The sequence below is a fragment of the Halomonas sp. AOP22-C1-8 genome (genome assembly GCF_052378905.1).
Classification (GTDB): Bacteria; Pseudomonadota; Gammaproteobacteria; order Pseudomonadales; family Halomonadaceae; genus Vreelandella; species Vreelandella citrativorans.
In genome coordinates this window covers 14587-31764 of sequence record NZ_JBQSYD010000026.1, presented here as the reverse complement: position 1 = coordinate 31764, position 17178 = coordinate 14587, and the positions used below count along the sequence as shown (strand labels likewise).

Genomic DNA, 17178 nt, shown 5'->3' with positions numbered 1-17178 from the left:
AAAATGTTGATCAGGACCGGCTATCACACCCTCCATGCCAAGCTCCGTTACAAGGAGCTTACGCCAGGAATTCAGGATTTATGATTTACGATTGGCAAGCGCTTAGTGTTCCCGAGTTAGCGGCGGTCGCCGAGCGCGATCCTGTCGCCGTTTTAGTGCTGGGCGCGATTGAGCAGCACGGCACACACCTACCGTTAGGCACGGACCTTATTATTGGCGAAGGGCTGCAGGCTGCTATGCTGAGCGTTCTTGACCCCGCTCTAGAGGTCGTTTGCTTACCCTCTATTGCGGTGGGCGCAAGCGACGAGCACGCTAACTTCTCTGGCACGCTTAGCCTTCCTGCGTCGCTCGCGATTGCCACACTTGAAGCGTATGGGAAATGCGTCGCTCAGGCGGGCATCAACCGGCTGGTACTCATCAACAGCCATGGCGGTAATAAAGCCATTATGGAGTTGGCCGCGCTCACCCTACGCCAGCAGTTTAATATGCGCGTCGTTAAAGCGACGTATACGCGGCTACCACCGCTTGAAGGTGCGGTTGATGCCCAGGAGCTGCGTTATGGATTACACGGCGGGCTGCTTGAAACCGCCATGATGCAATACCTGGCGCCAACCACCGTCAATCTGGACAACTATCAGGCTGCCCCGCTCGGCACGTTAGAAAATTGCCGACTGGTAGGCCCGGAAGGGGCCGCCGCATTTGCCTGGCTTGCCGAGGACTTAAGCCAGCACGGCGTGGCCGGTGATGCCCACCAAGCCACGTCGGCATTGGGTGAGCGTCTGGTACACCATTACGCTGAGCAACTGGCAACCGTGATCACGGAAACAGCTCGGCTGCCTGCGTTTTAAGCGTGTTAATTACTTACTACCCGCAATGGCCTGGTGCGTTAGCGCCCATGTCGGCCTAATACGTCGCCGAAAAGATGGCCGGCTCGATTGGCTTTTGCGCTCAGGTAGCGATGATTCTGGTCGGTGACGCTCCCATAAAGTGCTTGACGCGATACCACCACAATCCCGCCTTCACGCAGGGCAGCGATCTTCAATGGGTTATTCGTCAGTAGCTGCACTTGAGAGATCTTCAGCGCATTAAGCATGTCCACCGCCACGGCGTACTGGCGCTCGTCGTCACCAAACCCCAGCACTTGGTCAGCATCCATGGTGTCCAGGCCACCGTCTTGCAAGGTATACGCGCGCAGCTTGTTGGCAAGCCCAATACCACGCCCCTCCTGGGCCAGGTAAAGCAATACACCGCCGCCCATAGCTTGAATGTCCGCCACGGCATTACGCAACTGCTCGCCACAGTCACAGCGCAGGCTGCCAAACAAATCGCCGGTCAGGCACGCAGAGTGCAGGCGTAAGGGGACCGCCCCTTCCAGCGTTTCAGGCTGCCCGATCACTACCGCCACATGCTCGCGTAGCCCATCCGGCTCGCGGAACAGCACAAAGCGACTTTCAGCAGCGTCTTCCAGCGGAATCCTGGCTTCGCTCACCCGTTTCAGCATACCCGGTGCACCGGCCAGGCACTTTGCAGCGTCTCTTGCATCAACCTCCAACAGCTTGCCTTGAGCAATTTCCTGCGCCACCGATTCAGCCGCCTGGTCACTCACATCGGCACATAGCGCGGCTGGAATTAGCAAAGCACGGCGCATGAGTGCGACCGCGCCACGCTCACCTGGCCCTGCGGGTTTAAGGCCACTTAATAAGGAATGCGCGGGTCGGCTCGCCGTTTGAACCACCGCGAGCGCCTGCAAATTATCTTCGTTCACATGCTCAACCAATGGCAAACAGGCTGCTTCCGCCGTTAGTGACATGCCCATCGCCTCCAGGCGATGGCGCGTTAATACCAGAGATGGTCGCGTCCCTGCGAGTTTGGCCAGCATATCGACCGACTCAATGCCCTCTAATGCCTGTACCAGCAGACGCTTTTCCCCCGTATTAAGCACAACCGGCAGCCCACGGCGAATGTCGAAAATAGCGCGTTCAATGTGATACATAGTGGCCTCCTGATTGCCTGGTGCAGCGGGTAGCGTACGCTTGCGTTGAACTATACGGCCCCGCAAGATAAGACTGTTTTCTCAGCGTGGAGGCGTTATGTCCGACACCCGTCACCATAGTGGCTGCATTGGTCCTAAAACATTGTTGGAGAAGAAGACGTCGCTGGATATAGACACGGCGTGGGCGTGGCTGTTGGCAATACGTGAAGGCCGAACAACCGAGGCGCCATTGCGGCTCGACGCTGAGGGCAACTGGCACCGTCAGAACGCTATAACACCGGCGGCCACTGACCTGCTGGACTGCTTGGTGCCGCTGGCAAGCCGCCCCCACTGGGTGATTGCCCAGCTGGGGCAAAGCCTGGACGGGCGTATTGCGACGCAGAGCGGCCACTCGCACTACGTCAACGGCCATGAGAGCCTGATTCACCTGCATCGTCTGCGGGCGTTGGTGGATGCCGTTATCATCGGCGCCGGCACGGCCAGTGCTGACGACCCCCAATTGACAGTGCGTCATGTCATCGGTACGCATCCCACGCGGGTAGTGCTTGATCCCCGCGGTCGTGTGCCCACAGGCATTAAGCTGTTCCACACCGACTCGGCGCCCACGCTGCACATCGTGGGGCCGGATACACCGCCTCCGCCCAATTCGCGGGTTCAGCGCCATGTACTGCCGCTTAATGCGCAGGGGCAGTTCGCCCCAAATGATGTAATCACGCTGCTTAATCAGTGTGGTTTGAAGCGCATTCTGGTGGAAGGAGGCGGCATAACGGTTTCCCGGTTTATTGAAGCAAACGTCATTGATCGCCTGCATCTTCTGGTCGCCCCACTGCTGATCGGCTCGGGCAAGCCGGGGCTTCAGATGACGCCTATCGAGACGCTTGGAAGTGCTCTGCGCCCGACGATGAGAACGTTTCGCTGTGGAGACGACACGCTGTTTGACGTGGTGCTGAGAGCCACCACCTTTGCCTGACGGCTGGGCACGGTGACGTTTATCCAACGCCACCCAAATGCCCGGCAGGCTTGAAAGCAGTACTAACACGCCATAAGCAAGGGATACCGCAACCCCTTGAGCAGTGGGCAGCCCCACCAGCGCCCAAGTGGCCACAGCGGCCCCTTCACGCAGTCCCCACCCGGCAACGGACAGCGGAATTAACATGGCTAACAGAAGCACCGGCGCCAATGCCAAAATTTTCGACGCCGCAAGCTCGACACCAATGGCCCGCGCCGCACAGACCATAACGACCCCATAGCTCATGACAATAACGAGCGAAGATGCCAGTTGTAAGTGCCACACCCCGGGGCTAAAAAGGCCTCGCTTGATATCCACCCCCATCGAATGACACCACGCCGGTAGCCGCGATGAAGGCAAGCGCACTACTCCTTGCCACACGGCCACGCCTGCAAAGCACAGCCCACCAACAATAGTGAGGCTAACCGGCCAGCCAAGCACGGCGTGCCATAGCGGAGAAAGTAACAGGGCCGCAATGGTTAAACCCACCACAGCCACCTGCCCAGAGGTGCGCTCGATAATTACCGCCCGCCATGCGCTACCCCGTGAGCCTGCTTGTTGAGCGTGCCGATGAGCGCGGCCAGCATCGCCTAAAATGCCACCAGGCAATATCTGATTCACTAACAAGGCAAGATAGTACTCCCGCAATGCATAGCTAAACCGCAGCGGAGCCCCCACTCGGTTGGCCGTCAACTGCCATCGCCACGCACTGAGCATAATTTGAACCACGCTAATCAGCAGCGCCACAACGACCCAGCCCAACGATAAGCGCTGTACCTGGCCCATGATGTCACGGGGCTCTACAAATAACGCGATCACCACCAGCAAGCCAGCGCTCATTAGCCCGCGTCGAACCCAAGGAGAGCGCCATATCCGCTGCATGTTCATCGGGCTACGCCCTTTTTTCTGGCGTTGCTAGCAGGTCGCAATGCCCCACCCAAATGCCTACTTCACCGGAAGCCACCAAGTGTGTACGTCGCTCACGCCACTCACCAATACGAGTAGCGGCCTCTGGTGCCTGCTCTGTCGCCGCTTCCGCCCAGCCGTTAATGAGCGCCGTCATTAAAGATTGATGTAAACGGTTAGCCGAACTCAACAGCCAAGGGGTAGCAACCTGTTCAACCTGATAATTCGCTTGTTCAAGCGCATTAACCAGCGTCTCGTGAGCCTGCCCGCCCAAGGCATCACCTAATCCTTTGTCGCGATGCTGATGCGCCATAAACAGCGCCAGTAGCCAGTGGTCATCATCATCGGATAACGGCTCATCATCGGCATCGGTAAAGCCCCACTCTCCGTTCACGCTAAGGGCCATTAAAAGCGCCTGATCACGTGCCTGACAGTGCGTTACGAGCGTTTCGATCCAACCTTGCGATACAAGATCCAGCAGTGCCGATGCGGTTATCAGATCCGCATCCTGCAGAGGCACATGAACAAGCGAATCAAGCGACGTGCAGAGCGTTTCTACCCAAATGCCCGCCTGGGCATTTTCCAACTTGCCGATGCTGTCGCGGGCGTCGTTGAGTAGTTCAGCGTCATGGTCAATGAACGTCCAGTGCTGCGGGGTCGGTAGAAAAGGCACGAGGAAGCGCATATTGCTTCCTCTGCCTGACCCTAAATCGACCAGCCTCGGCGTCTGAGTGCGTTCGTTTAGCCATATAGCGGCTTTTTGAGGAAGCTGCTGGCTTCTAAACGTAACGTCCGCCTCTTCACGTAGCGTGAGCCAATCGGCCTCAAACTGGCTGCCATTATGAAAAGAGGGAGCCGGGTTCAGCGCTTTAGCAAACGCAGCACCGGCATGCTGCCAATCGCTAAGCGTTTCACGTACCGCTTCTGCACCGGCTTTAAGCGACGCTCGCAGCTCGGGTTCATCGCAGAAACGGCTCAGTGCATGTGTCAGTGCTTTTACATCCCCAGGTGTTACTTTAAGGCCTGCGCCTTCCGGCAAGGTTTCATCAAGAGCGCCCCCGGTCGTGGTAATGACAGGCAGGCCTCGCGCCAGCGCCTCGGTGACCACCATGCCATAGCCTTCGTACCAGGAAGGCAGTACCAGGGCATGCGCGTTTTCGTACGTCCTGGTTAAGGTCGTCGCGTCGCACTCGCCGTGCAGCTGCACACAAGACGCAAGCCCATGCGCCTCAATCAACTGCGCTACCCGGTCGGCAAACGCCGCATCACGTGCGCCGCCATAACAGTTACACTGCCAGTTTCTCTGGTTTAATCCCGCCAACGCCTGGACCAACACATCCTGCCCCTTACGCGGAACAAGCGTTGCCACACACACAAACCGCAGCGGCTCGCCAAGCGCTGGGGCGGCGTTAATGGGGACAACGTCCACCCCAGGTTCAACAACACTAACCGTGGCCGCTATAGGCATGGCGTAGCGGTTTGCCAACGCCTTCAATCGGCGCTCAGTAAACCGGCTGGTCACGATTATTTGTGAGACGGCGGCAAGCGCCGTAAGCTCAGACTGATGAAATTGCTGCTGCTCGGATTCGCTTAGCCCTTGCTCATCCCCCAGCGGATGATGCACCAGTGCTGTTATCATCAACCGATTGGCCTGCTCAATAATGATGTCCGGTAACATCCCCATGGCGAGACCATCGATCACCACGTCCGTGGCCTCGGGCAAATCGTTTAGTGCCGTAGCCAATTGCTCGGCAGCCTCCTGGTCGGCATTAGGGAAGCGGCCTGATAAGCAGATGACATCGACGGTGCGCCCTTCCTGACGCAGCGCTTCGATAATGCGCGCATCGTAGATATAGCCGCCGGTGCGCTGATCAAGCGCCCCCGCGATAATAAACGTCAGTGGTTCACTCATAGATCGCCTTCATAGCTTGCCCAGGCAATATGCGACTCATGCAGTTTGACTTCCATACGAGCGATGCCTTGCGCGGTTTTCCCCATTCGGCCCTCGCCGATGGCATCGGCCAAACGGCTGAAGATAACGCTGGCCATAAACTCGGTTGAGGTGTTTTTACCCTTAAAGGCTTCTTCGTCATCCAGATTGCGATAGTTCAGGTGTGACAACACCTCCTTGAGCGTTTCGCTGGCGAGGCCGATATCAATCACTAATCCGTCCTCATCAAGCTCCGGGCGCTGAAAGACCACATCAACGACATATGTTGCCCCATGCGTGCGCTGGGCAGGACCAAAAATGTCACCTTTAAAGCTATGCGCAATCATAAAGTGATCACGAACACATAGACGGTACATAAACGCTCCTGATAGTAAGCTGTAGTGATTAAGCGTGAGCGGGGTAACGAAGGCGGTGGCATAGCACATCACTGCCCGCAGAAAAGAGTTTGGGAGCAAGCTGGGGCAAGGCGTCAAAGTCGCTCTCGCCACTAATCAGTGCGTCTAATCGGCTATCGTTTAACAGGCTCAAGGCCAACATTAAACGGCGCTGAAAGTCCCAGCGCGGGCGCAATTTAGCGGGTAGCTGGCCCACCTGGCTGGCGCGCAGGCTAAGGCGCTGTGAATGAAACGCACCGCCCAAGGGGATACTCACCTCCCCTTCGCCAAACCAGCTCATTTCGATAATTCGGCCTTCGTTGCCGACCTGGCTTAGCGCTTGGCGTAAGCCTTCGGGGTGGCCACTGGCGTGAATGATGCAGTCTTGATCGTTGGGCGCTTGTTCCGGGGTACAAAAGACAAGGCCTAAACGCTCAGCGAGCGCTTGGCGCTTCGGGTTAATATCAATCAGCGTGACGCTCACGCCGGGGATCTGTGAACACAGGTAAGCCACCAGGGCGCCTACAACACCGGCCCCGATAACACTGACGCGTTCCCCAAGCATTGGTTCGGCGTCCCAAACGCCGTTAATGGCCGTCTCCATATTGGCGGCCAGCACGGCGCGCGGCACCGGTATATTGTCAGGAATAGGCAATACGGCGGAAGCAGGAACGACATAGCGATCCTGATGGGGATAGAGACAAAATACTGTTTTGTTAAGCAAGTGCGCAGGCCCTTGCTCAACAACGCCGACACTACAGTAGCCATACTTGACCGGCGCGGGAAAACTACCTGCCTGAAAAGGGGCCTGCATACGCTCCACTTCACTTTCGGGTACGCGAGCGTTGAATACCAGCGACTCAGTGCCACGGCTAACGCCACTGAACAGGGCACGTACGCGTACGTCTTCCTCCCCTACGCTGGTGAGCGTCTCTTTTTTAAGCTCGCCAGCCCTTGGGCGCGTTACCCAGAAGGCAGTGGCCGTATCGTTCGCCGACATGTCATTTCCCTATTATTCGCGTTTTCATCCAACCAGTTGGGCGCCTCTACCGTTAATCTGGCATGGCCAACGTATGAAATTTTTGTGGCGTACCGTAAAGCTTAGCCCAGAAAAGACACAGGTCGATGAATGCGGGCGCCAATTTCGTTTAAGAACGGTTAAAAATGTACGCAGGTACTTTTCAGGGACATCAATACGCTATGATTAATGGGGTAGACAACCGCAGAGCCACGTATAAGAAGCGTATATATAAAACAGGCTCACCCATCAATTGACTGCGGGCGGGATATCCGCTTTGCGAGACACAATGGTTCGAATTACCACGCTCGCTTCTAGCCATCTTTTATCGAGCCGCCTCTACAGCGCCAGCGAACTAGCGGTGGGCAGTTTGCTACTGCTGGGGCTGGGCAGCCTGCTACCCACATTGACGGTAACGGCTTTGAACTGGGGGCTAGCGTTTGGCACCTATGCGTTTATTAGCCTTTGCGTATTGATTTTCTGGTCGGGTGGCGCACTTGGCTGGGCCAACAGAATAACGTTACTGCGTGCCGTATTAGTCGCGTTGGTGGCGGGGGCGCTGGCCGACAATGTATTCACTCATGCCATTTGGCTATGGCTTGTTACCGCGACCACCGCGCTGATGCTGGATGGCGTGGACGGCTGGATAGCCAGAAAAACGCAGAGCTATAGCACGTTTGGCGCCCGTTTTGATATGGAGCTGGATGCGCTGCTTATCCTGTTGCTCTGCGTGGGGTTAATTCAACTTGAATCGTTAGGGCTGTGGGTACTTTTGATTGGCGTTACGCGCTATTTATTTGTGGTGGCTAGCTGGCACTTTACGTGGCTTTCAGCCCCTTTATTTGCCAGCAGGCGCCGTAAAGTGGTGTGCGTTTGGCAAGTATCCGCCCTGCTATTGGCGCTCACCCCGCTGACGCCCACGCTCGTTGCGAGCCTATTGGCGTTTAGCGCACTACTCTCACTTGCCTACTCCTTTGGCATCGACACCTGGTGGCTTTATCAACAGCGCCGACGCCAAGCACTTTAATGACCTGCACGTTACTTACCCTGCTACTGATGGGCGCTATGCCTGGCATAGCGCCCAATGATTTACTCGCTAATTTGCTGCTGTAACGCATTCAATTCTTCAGTATGGCGTTCCAGCTCAAGCGTTGCCTCTTCCAGCTTAACGCGCCTTTTTTCAATGTCATCGTCATCGCCTTCATTGAGCGCTTCTTCAAATTCCGCCTGGCGCTCTTGAACCTCTGCAAGGCTCTCTTTTACTTCATCCGTTGCATCATTTAGTACACTTTCATTCGTGCAGTTATCGTCAATCGCATCTAACGCGCGCTGCAGGCCTTCCTCTCGATGCTGATTACCCTGAGCCTGGGCATGCGCTAACTGCTCACGAACATCGGCTGCCTTGCTTTCACATAAATCATCGGCGGCAGCGGCGACCGGTGGTAACAACATACCCGTTAATAAGGCAACAACACCTGCCTGAATCATATTTTTTTTCATGTTTTTCCCTATAACAGCTCATTTGATAAATACTGACTCATCGCGGGTTAGATACACAAAATGCCTGGCAGTTCGCGGTCGCCACTCTGTTTAAACGTTGCTGACGCAATGACCAAGGACTCATCACCCGTGCGTATGGCCAATGTTGGCTACCGCCTCCTGGATTAGATCATGATAAAAGCGTTACATTAACCCTCAAGAAGATGCGCACAAGGACCGTAACCGTATGATCAATCTCGCCATTTATCGCCCCTTGATAGCCCCCCTGCTCATGATGGTGATGCCTACCGCAAGTTATGCAGCGGCAAATATTCAAGTGGCGGCGGCAGCTTCGCTTACCGATGCACTTAACGAAGCTATCGCGACCTATGAAGCGCAGCATGATGTATCTGTAACGCCGATCTATGCATCTTCATCCACCCTTGCCCGCCAAATTGCCAACGGCAGCCCGGCGGCGCTGTTTATTTCAGCAAACGTTGAGTGGATGGACTGGCTGGAAGCCCAAGGCATTAATGTTCAAAAGCGCAGTGATTTACTGTACAACCGCTTGGCGCTGGTTTCAGCAAGCCCAGACGCTCCCGAGCATTTCACACCAGGCGAAGACGCCCGCATCGCCACGCTGCTGGGTGAGCGGGACCGACTCTCGGTCGGCGACCCGGACCATGTGCCGGCAGGCATCTACACCCAACAGGCGCTTGAAGCGCTAGGAGAGTGGGAGGAGCTACTCCCAAGGCTTGCGCGTGGCAACGACGTACGCGCAGCCCTTACACTGGTGGAGCGCCAAGAAACGCCTGCGGGTGTTGTGTATCAAACCGACGCATTAGCCAGCCAACAAGTAAGAGTATTGGGGCTTTTCCCGCCTGAAACGCATGCGCCTATCACCTACCCGATTGCCTTAATCGACGCCGAGCAGAACGATGCTGCGGTTGCTTTACGCCAATGGCTTGAGAGCGAAGAAGCACTGAGCATCTTTGCACAGTACGGATTTGATACCGATATGGATGCCCGGTGAGCCTTTCGCCTGCTGAGTGGGAGGTCATCCGCCTAAGCTTGTTAATCGGGCTGGCCGCCATCGCCTGGATTTTACCGCCGGGAATTGCCGTGGCCTGGTGGCTGGCGCGCTTTGAGTTTAGCGGTAAAGCAGTGGTGGACGGCTTGATTCACCTACCACTGGTGTTGCCGCCTGTAGTAGTCGGCTATTTATTGCTGGTGACGCTGGGTAGACAAGGCGTTATTGGCCAATGGTTGTATAGCACGCTGGGCGTGTCGCTGCCGTTTACCTGGCAAGGCGCTGCGGTCGCCAGCGGCGTAATGGCGTTTCCACTGCTGGTACGCGCATTACGGCTCTCCCTTGAAGCAGTTGACCCCAAGCTTGAAGCCGCCGCCAGCACGCTGGGCGCTAGCCGATGGCGGGTGTTTACCACGATTACGCTGCCGCTGGCCGTGCCCGGCCTGTTAACCGGCACGGTGCTCGCTTTTGCGCGGGCGCTTTCCGAGTTTGGCGCAACGATTACCTTTGCTTCCAACATCCCCGGCGAAACCCGCACCTTGCCGCTGGCGCTTTACACTCTGATTCAATCACCCGGCCAAGAGGCCGCCGCCGCGCGGCTGTGCCTAATCGCCATTGCCATTGCGCTGGTATCGTTAATTGCCTCGGAATGGCTAGCCCGGCGCACCCGACAACGCCTACAGGAACGCGATGGCTAACGTAACGACTACTCCTCAGGCCAGCGACCCACGACTCAAACTGCAGGTTGAACAGCAGTTGGGGGATTTTCATCTTTCAGTTGCACTCAACTTGCCCGCGACAGGCGTAAGCGGCTTTTTTGGCCCCTCCGGCAGCGGAAAAACCAGCCTGCTTAGGCTGATAGCCGGGCTTGAAAGGCCAAAACAGGGCGTCCTAACACTGGGCGAGCAGACCTTGCTGGATACCCGGCAAGGCATCTTCGTACCGCCGCACCGTCGGCGTATTGGCGTTGTATTTCAAGAAGCGCGCCTGTTTCCGCACTACCGCGTGCGCGGCAATTTAATCTACGGCATGCGTCGCCCAGCTTTGCAGCGCTTTGCCGAGATAGTAGAACTACTGGGTATCGAAGCCTTGCTGGAGCGCATGCCCGGCACGCTTTCAGGGGGTGAAGCGCGCCGTGTGGCCATTGGCCGAGCGCTACTCAGTGACCCCCAACTGCTTCTTATGGATGAACCGCTAACCGGGCTTGATGGCGCGCGCAAAGAGGAGCTGCTGCGCTACATCACCCGGCTCACCCAGCAGGTGGATATTCCGGTTATCTACGTTAGCCATGATGCCGAAGAGATCACGGCGATTGCCGATCATTTGGTGGTAATGAAAGCCGGACAGGTTCGCGCCAGCGACACACTGGGCGCCCTGCTCCAGCGCTTTGATCTAACCCATGAGCTGGGGGGATTTGATGCGGCCTCGCTACTGCAAGGCGAAGTAGTCGCCCATGAAAACGCGTATGGCCTGACCCATTTAGCGCTTGATGACGAACATCAGTTGGTACTGCCTGGCACCTCAGCGCCGATTGGCAGCCGCTTGCGAGTACGTATTTTGGCCCGCGATATTGCCTTGGCGCTTACTCCACCCGCCAACACCAGTTATCGCAACCAGCTCAGCGCCACTATCACTGATTTCATCACCCTCCCTGAAGCGCCTTATACGGTGGAGCTGCGTTTAAGCATCGGCCGGTTTTTCTTACGCGCCCGGTTAACGCGTAAATCATGGGATGAGATGGGGTTGGCAAAAGGCATGCAGGTCACGGCACTCATTCGCAGCGTGTCGTTTACGGCATGTTAAGTGTGTCTGGCTGAACGGATACGTTGCCTCTGCTATCGCTCACTTTCGCGCTGATCCAGCGTCTGATGTATCAGAGTGATCGCGTAAGCAGCGGTGTTATCCGTCGAATCGTTGGCCGCCAAATCGTTGGCCGCTAAGTCATTATCCGCTGACGTCGACAGGTTATTTTGAACAGGGCTCTCTAAAGCGGGCGCCTCAAGATGATTCTCGGCCGGGTGGGCAAGCCGAGCGCGAATACCAGCGATTGCTTGCTGCTCTTGCTCATTTGGCGAAGCCTGGCTAAGCCGACGCTCCAGCAGATGCGCGGCGTACGCCAGGGTCGAGGCGTACTTCAAGTTCTGATAAGCCCACCGGTGCGTCGCCCCGAACGAGATGAAGCTTTGCATGGGGCTTGCAGCATCAACGAAGCTCGCCCGTGCTGTATCAAGCGCGGTGACGGATCCTATCAGACGTGAATGACGCTTCGCGTCGCCCTCTTCGGCGATGATATCCCCCAGTAGCTTTTCAAACGCTGATAGAAAGCGATCAAATGCCTGACGGGCCTGCTCGCGAGTACTCTGCGGTAAGACGGCAAGCGAGACGATGATTCCCGCGAAGGCCCCCACCAGCGTTTCTTCCAGCCGCAGGACAAGCAACCCCGGCGTAAACTCTCCCAGAATGCCGTAGATGAGCGAAAGAGCGATGGTGATTAGAAACGTCATCATCGCGTAAGAGAGCATCATCAGATAAAACGCTGCAAAGATCGAGATCGCCACCAGCGGTATGGTCCAGTAGAGATTGCCATGCACCAGGGTAGCAAGCCCAATACCCACGCAAATGCCCACAGCAGTACCCAGCGCCCGGTTAAGCCCACGAACGGCGACAGCACCCCGCGACTGAGTATTGGAGAAAATCAGAAAGGCCGTCATCACCGCCCAGAACCACCTTTCTGGAGACAACGCGAGACCCACAATCATGGCAATGCCGGATGCCAGTGTTACCTGAACAGCTTGCCTGAAGAATGGATTAGCCAGAAGGCTTCCGCGCGGCGACGAGGCCGCGGCAGGCACCGAAGGCGGGCACTTGGGAGATGAAGCCGAAGAGGAAGTACCGATAGAAGCGACATCGGCACGCACTTTTACTTCAACATCCCGCAGCTCAGTGAGCTGCTTTTCAAGCACGGCAAGCTCGGGGCCGGATGTTTTATGATCAACTTTTAGCGCGTCATCAAGCACCCTTTCGATAGCAAGTCTCAGATCAAACAGGCGCATCGCCAGTAGGTCGGCTAATTTGATATCCATTGCTTCTGACATGGCGGGTAGATAGCTTTCGCATAAGAAAGTCGCCTCCTGCGCCCGGTGTGCCAGCCGGGTCGTTTCACGCAAGTCGATCGCCACTCCAGCCTGCAGCGAACGTGCGACCCCGGCCTGCAATCGGTCTGCAGAAAGCAGGGAGGCACGTATCGCCCGTTCAAAATCCTGAACGGGCCGTTCCGGCAGCACAAAATTGCGAACGAAATGCGCGATAAAGCCTGATAGCGCTAATGAAATAGCGATATCCATTAGGTCCGTATCAGGCGCCTTCAAAAAGGCAGCGATGACACCGCACATAAAGGTGAACGCGCCGACGCCCTGCCAGCGAGCGCCAAACTGGCGTATAAACACTGCCCAAAAAATGACCCCAAGCAGCACGGCACTAATGTGAAGAATCGAGTGTTCAACTAGCGAAATCGCCGCAATAACGGCGAAGCCGCAGAGTGCGGCAAAAATGCGGGAAACAGCGCGTTTGCCAGCCGTTGCATCCTTTATGGCCACCGCTCCTTGAAGCGCAGTAAGCATCGCAACGGCATAGGCTGGCGCAGGCATGGGAAACCAGCGATGAAGAAGGAGAAGCGCCAAGCAGACAAGCCCCATCGTGAGCATTGTGCGCACAGCCAAGCGAAGCCGAACCCAGCCAGGGTCAGACGTCAAAATACTCAGTCTGAAACGGCCAAGAGCACAGGTTGCGAAATCGTAAGGTCTAATCACCATTATTGACAGGGCTCGGTAGTAAGCAATCGGGTAGAAGCGGCCAACAAACGTCTCATATTCACTCCAGCCACTTTTATAAAGCCGAGACGTCTGAGACACATCGTTATGGGACGTAATAGTTTTAGGCGGCCTCTTTCCCTTACATTCCCAACATGCACTTATCATTTATGAATCGATTCTTCATCCTGACAGGTTTAGTGTCAACCCAATAACCGTCGCGCTCTTTTGCTAAAGTATCAAGCTGTCTTTTCCAACAATAGCTTTCAACAATAATAGCGTCATCACTTTCTCCTCTGATCGCCCAGAGTGTGTACGAAAAGTCGCTTAACTTAAGCGTAAAAGTTCAATTTAAGCGGGCTGCCATTTCTAAATCTTTTAACCACTTTTGAAAGGGAAATTTGTATCATAAAGAAACAGATACGAACGATGTGCGTAAAAACTATGTACATAAAAAAGATGTACATAAAAAAAAGCCCTTATCGATGGATAAGGGCTTTGATCAAAAACGCTTAAAAGAGCGCTTTAGTGACGGAAAGCTTCGGGATAGACCGTCAAATCAACCCCCCATAGCATCGGTAAAAGGAAGTATACAGACGCCGTAATCAGGAGCATGGAGATAATATTCAGGCCGAAACCGTTACGTACCATTTCGGTGATCTTGATTTTGCCGGTTGCGAAGATAATCGCGTTGGGCGGCGTCCCCACCGGCAACATAAAGGCACAGTTGGCCGCCATGGCAGCAGGTACCATCAAAGCAAACGGGTGAATATTTAGCGCCAGCGCCAGCGATGCCAGTACCGGTAAAATCATGGTTGCCGTTGCTGTATTGGAGGTAATTTCCGTAAGAAACAGCACTATACCGGTCGCCAGCAGAATGACCAGAATGAAATTCATTCCCTGGAGCACGCTCATCTGGTTGCCAATCCAGCCAGCCAGACCTGAAGACCCGAATCCTGCCGCAATGGCCAAGCCGCCTCCAAATAGCAGTAAAATACCCCACGGTACGTCCCGCGCGATATCCCAGTTGAGCAGACAGCCGCCTTTGTTTTTGGAGGGAAGCAGGAACAGTAATATCGCAGCACTGATCGCTATCATGGCATCACTGATGCCTGGAATATTAATAATCTGGCCTTGCCATAAGAAAGAGCGCGTAATCCAGAAAAACGCTGCAAAAATGAACACCCCCAGAACGGCCTTCTCTTCAAATGAGATCTTGCCTAGCGCATCCTTTTCTTTCTTGATGAGCTCCTTACCGCCGGGAAGGTTACGAAAACTAATCGGATAAATCAGATAGGTAAGCATCAACCAACCCAACACCAGCAGCACGATAACCACCGGGAAGGCAAACATTAACCAGCTGGCAAAGGAGATTTCAACACCAAAAAGCTGATTCACGACCGCAGCTAAAATGATGTTCGGCGGTGTACCAATCAACGTGCCTAACCCACCAATAGTGCCGCCGTAACCTACACCAAAAATTAGCGCTTTACTGAACTTGTCAATTTCCTTGCTATCAACCTCGCCCCCGTTTTTACCCAGTTCCTGGCTCACCTGGTAGACGATCGCGGTGCCGATCGGCAGCATCATCATGACCGCGGCGGTATTCGACACCCACATGGAAAGAAACCCAGTGGCAGCCATAAAGCCAAACACGATACTGTTAATACTGGTGCCCAACACGGAAATAATCGTCAGTGCGATACGCTTGTGCAGGTCCCACTTTTCCATGGCCAGTGCGATCATAAACCCGCCCAGGAAAAGAAAAATAATAGGATTTCCGTAAGCAGCCGTGACTGTACTTCCATCCAATGCGCCCGTAATAGGCAGCAATATAATGGGTAGTAACGACGTTGCCGGGATAGGGATAGCCTCAGTAATCCACCAAACAGCGACCCACAACGTAGTTGCCAAGACCATGCGGCCTTCAAAACTTAAATCAGCAGGATGAAAAAACAGCGCAACCAAAGCAAACAGCAGCGGCCCAAGTACAAGCCCTACTGTTTGGGGCTTATTGTAAGCAGGTGGGCGTGGAGATGGCCCACTGCCCTGAGACTCTCCACCACCGGATGCGGCGGAAGGACGTGAGGTGCTGGGAGCATGCGTTGAGGGTAACGCACACATCAGCAGTTTCTTGGCTTGATCGTGGGAATACCATAGCTGGTCCCACACGGTCATCATGGCAACTCTGCGCATTATAAAAACACCGCTGTCAGGTGAACAAAAAGTAGATTGATAGTGAGCAACTTACCCAGGCTGAGAAGGGCTCAACGATTTCGTGGCGCCCTTTATTAACTGCAATAGGACATTAGTCCAGTAAAACGCCCACAATTACAACCAAAGTCTAACAACGTTAGTCGTATAACCTGAGCCAGCAGGCACCCTGGTTATTGCCAAAAATGTCTATAGCTGCGTACTGCCAGTCGCGAATCTGGAAAAACCCTCTGGTTTTCAAGCGTCACCCATCAACACAGGCTTTTCCTTGGTGACATATTGATGGCAAAAAAATTAACGTTTTGTATAGCTTTTATTAAGTCGCTTTTTACCTATCGTGGTCTATGCTGAAACCTGAAGCGGTCTTTCAGAAACGATTCTTTAAAAAACGTTGTGAAATGGCCCAAGGGTACGGGCTTTGGATTAGTGGGGATCAGGGGTGACTAATCGCAACGCGATGGGAGCCAGGATGAAACGTCAACATCTTTTCAATGGAGCAAAACCAGACAGCCGTAACTACTTTAAAAAACATCTTATATAACAGATACATAGGAATAAAAAAGCCAAGAAGAAGAAATGATAAAACGTGCTTTACTGGCTTTTTTATCAGGCTGCGTAGTCACATTGATCGCTACGCTACCTTTGTAATAGCGGTAAGGGAAGCAGCGAGCCCCCTCTACTCATCGGAGCGGGATTTTTATTGGGCGAAAGCGTAAGAGCGAGAAGAGGCAAATAACACCTTTAAGGGGTTTGCTTCTGAAGGAAACCTATATTAGTCTTGAAGAGTACAATTTACGTACAAATAAACTCAGCATTCACAAGGAGTAGTGGCATGCAACATATCCATCTAGCAGAGATTTCCCAAGCTGGTCTTCAACTTGCGATTCAAGAAATCAAGGATGAAATGTTCGACACCCCGGAATGTGATTACACCATCGCCAAGCTACTCTGCCACTGTAGCCAGTTTGAAACAGCGGAGCATCAGCTAGACGAAATGCTTTTAAAATGGGGCTCTTCCCCCGACGTGATTGAGCTAACTGACAAAGGCTATGCCATGCTAGCCAGCATGAAAGCCAGTGCCGTTGCCGAGATGACGCCAACTGCGGTTTCTAGCAAGACACCTCGTCAGGCAATAGTCGCTGCCTAATTATTTACTTATCAAGGTACTGCTTTTCAGCCCTACCCTTGCCTCTTTTATTCGGCGGCAAGGGTAGTATTCGTTTAATCGGTCAGTCTTCCCCGCTGCGTATCCCCGTTCATTAAAACATCGCTTCTCCGCACACCTTCCTCTCAGCTTTTTTGCACTTATTGGCCTGACATACAAAGCAACACCAGTGCTGCCAAGCGCAGTGACTACTCTACTTAATACCCCGCTCAAAGAAACTTGCTCGCGAA

At 54.5% G+C, this 17178-nt stretch carries 14 protein-coding genes and 1 pseudogene; 7 read left to right on the top strand and 8 right to left on the bottom strand.

The window, feature by feature from the left end:
* Positions 1-80 precede the first annotated feature (80 nt).
* Positions 81-848, top strand: a complete 768-nt coding sequence (locus tag ACT3TY_RS13840; protein ID WP_172117301.1) for a creatininase family protein — start codon at positions 81-83, stop codon at positions 846-848.
* Between the two features lie 38 nt (positions 849-886).
* Here ACT3TY_RS13840 and ribA read toward each other — a convergent pair whose 3' ends face one another.
* Positions 887-1993 carry a GTP cyclohydrolase II RibA gene (gene ribA, locus ACT3TY_RS13835; RefSeq protein WP_193056789.1) on the bottom strand — a complete coding sequence of 369 codons (1107 nt, stop codon included), beginning with the start codon at positions 1991-1993 and terminating at the stop codon, positions 887-889.
* A gap of 97 nt (positions 1994-2090) precedes the next feature.
* On the opposite strand from ribA, the gene ACT3TY_RS13830 reads away from it, so the two are divergent.
* On the top strand, positions 2091-2963 hold the full coding sequence (locus ACT3TY_RS13830; protein WP_444628639.1) for a RibD family protein: 873 nt from the start codon (positions 2091-2093) through the stop codon (positions 2961-2963).
* Positions 2964-3074: 111 nt separating this feature from the next.
* On the opposite strand, the pseudogene ACT3TY_RS13825 reads toward ACT3TY_RS13830, so the two are convergent.
* The 4 genes and pseudogenes from ACT3TY_RS13825 to ACT3TY_RS13810 form a co-directional block, all read right to left on the bottom strand.
* Positions 3075-3788, bottom strand: a pseudogene (locus ACT3TY_RS13825) (lysylphosphatidylglycerol synthase transmembrane domain-containing protein); the annotation flags it as partial.
* Between the two features lie 106 nt (positions 3789-3894).
* The gene (locus ACT3TY_RS13820; RefSeq protein WP_193056790.1) at positions 3895-5820 is read right to left on the bottom strand and encodes a glycosyltransferase family 4 protein; all 1926 of its coding nucleotides are present in this window, start codon (positions 5818-5820) and stop codon (positions 3895-3897) included.
* Positions 5817-6215: a 6-pyruvoyl trahydropterin synthase family protein gene (locus ACT3TY_RS13815; RefSeq protein ID WP_087109789.1), complete on the bottom strand. Its 399-nt coding sequence runs from the start codon at positions 6213-6215 to the stop codon at positions 5817-5819. The genes ACT3TY_RS13820 and ACT3TY_RS13815 overlap by 4 nt, the downstream gene beginning before the upstream one ends.
* 28 nt (positions 6216-6243) lie before the next feature.
* Positions 6244-7233 carry a zinc-dependent alcohol dehydrogenase gene (locus tag ACT3TY_RS13810; RefSeq protein ID WP_193056791.1) on the bottom strand — a complete coding sequence of 330 codons (990 nt, stop codon included), beginning with the start codon at positions 7231-7233 and terminating at the stop codon, positions 6244-6246.
* Positions 7234-7540: 307 nt separating this feature from the next.
* On the opposite strand from ACT3TY_RS13810, the gene ACT3TY_RS13805 reads away from it, so the two are divergent.
* Positions 7541-8278 (top strand): CDP-alcohol phosphatidyltransferase family protein, encoded by a 738-nt coding sequence (locus tag ACT3TY_RS13805; protein WP_193056792.1) that lies wholly within the window; start codon positions 7541-7543, stop codon positions 8276-8278.
* Positions 8279-8340: 62 nt separating this feature from the next.
* Here the strand turns inward: ACT3TY_RS13805 and ACT3TY_RS13800 are convergent, their stop codons facing one another.
* Entirely contained in the window at positions 8341-8751 is a 411-nt protein-coding gene (locus tag ACT3TY_RS13800; protein ID WP_193056793.1) for a DUF1090 domain-containing protein, read from the bottom strand.
* Positions 8752-8977: 226 nt separating this feature from the next.
* Here ACT3TY_RS13800 and modA point away from each other — a divergent pair, with 226 nt between their 5' ends.
* The 3 genes from modA to modC are packed head-to-tail and all read left to right on the top strand — an operon-like array spanning position 8978 to position 11563.
* Positions 8978-9763, top strand: coding sequence for a molybdate ABC transporter substrate-binding protein (gene modA, locus ACT3TY_RS13795; RefSeq protein WP_441679510.1), 786 nt, complete (start codon positions 8978-8980; stop codon positions 9761-9763).
* Positions 9760-10458, top strand: a complete 699-nt coding sequence (gene modB, locus ACT3TY_RS13790) for a molybdate ABC transporter permease subunit (protein WP_193056795.1) — start codon at positions 9760-9762, stop codon at positions 10456-10458. The genes modA and modB overlap by 4 nt, the downstream gene beginning before the upstream one ends.
* Entirely contained in the window at positions 10451-11563 is a 1113-nt protein-coding gene (gene modC / locus ACT3TY_RS13785; RefSeq protein WP_193056796.1) for a molybdenum ABC transporter ATP-binding protein, read from the top strand. The genes modB and modC overlap by 8 nt, the downstream gene beginning before the upstream one ends.
* A gap of 32 nt (positions 11564-11595) precedes the next feature.
* Here modC and ACT3TY_RS13780 read toward each other — a convergent pair whose 3' ends face one another.
* Positions 11596-13512 carry an FUSC family protein gene (locus tag ACT3TY_RS13780; RefSeq protein ID WP_444628616.1) on the bottom strand — a complete coding sequence of 639 codons (1917 nt, stop codon included), beginning with the start codon at positions 13510-13512 and terminating at the stop codon, positions 11596-11598.
* A gap of 582 nt (positions 13513-14094) precedes the next feature.
* Complete coding sequence (locus ACT3TY_RS13775) at positions 14095-15747, bottom strand: SLC13 family permease (protein WP_444628638.1); 1653 nt, start codon at positions 15745-15747, stop codon at positions 14095-14097.
* 868 nt (positions 15748-16615) lie between these two features.
* On the opposite strand from ACT3TY_RS13775, the gene ACT3TY_RS13770 reads away from it, so the two are divergent.
* Positions 16616-16930 carry a hypothetical protein gene (locus tag ACT3TY_RS13770; RefSeq protein ID WP_172118984.1) on the top strand — a complete coding sequence of 105 codons (315 nt, stop codon included), beginning with the start codon at positions 16616-16618 and terminating at the stop codon, positions 16928-16930.
* Positions 16931-17178: the final 248 nt, after the last annotated feature.

What these genes read in the sequence shown, in the direction of transcription:
- ACT3TY_RS13830 (WP_444628639.1), top strand. Translation starts at nt 2,091, where the DNA reads ATGTCCGACACCCGTCACCATAGTGGCTGCATTGGTCCTAAAACATTG.
- ACT3TY_RS13810 (WP_193056791.1), bottom strand. Translation starts at nt 7,233, where the DNA reads ATGTCGGCGAACGATACGGCCACTGCCTTCTGGGTAACGCGCCCAAGG.
- ribA (WP_193056789.1), bottom strand. Translation starts at nt 1,993, where the DNA reads ATGTATCACATTGAACGCGCTATTTTCGACATTCGCCGTGGGCTGCCG.
- ACT3TY_RS13770 (WP_172118984.1), top strand. Translation starts at nt 16,616, where the DNA reads ATGCAACATATCCATCTAGCAGAGATTTCCCAAGCTGGTCTTCAACTT.
- ACT3TY_RS13840 (WP_172117301.1), top strand. Translation starts at nt 81, where the DNA reads ATGATTTACGATTGGCAAGCGCTTAGTGTTCCCGAGTTAGCGGCGGTC.
- ACT3TY_RS13775 (WP_444628638.1), bottom strand. Translation starts at nt 15,747, where the DNA reads ATGACCGTGTGGGACCAGCTATGGTATTCCCACGATCAAGCCAAGAAA.
- ACT3TY_RS13820 (WP_193056790.1), bottom strand. Translation starts at nt 5,820, where the DNA reads ATGAGTGAACCACTGACGTTTATTATCGCGGGGGCGCTTGATCAGCGC.
- ACT3TY_RS13815 (WP_087109789.1), bottom strand. Translation starts at nt 6,215, where the DNA reads ATGTACCGTCTATGTGTTCGTGATCACTTTATGATTGCGCATAGCTTT.
- modC (WP_193056796.1), top strand. Translation starts at nt 10,451, where the DNA reads ATGGCTAACGTAACGACTACTCCTCAGGCCAGCGACCCACGACTCAAA.
- ACT3TY_RS13805 (WP_193056792.1), top strand. Translation starts at nt 7,541, where the DNA reads ATGGTTCGAATTACCACGCTCGCTTCTAGCCATCTTTTATCGAGCCGC.
- ACT3TY_RS13800 (WP_193056793.1), bottom strand. Translation starts at nt 8,751, where the DNA reads ATGAAAAAAAATATGATTCAGGCAGGTGTTGTTGCCTTATTAACGGGT.
- modA (WP_441679510.1), top strand. Translation starts at nt 8,978, where the DNA reads ATGATCAATCTCGCCATTTATCGCCCCTTGATAGCCCCCCTGCTCATG.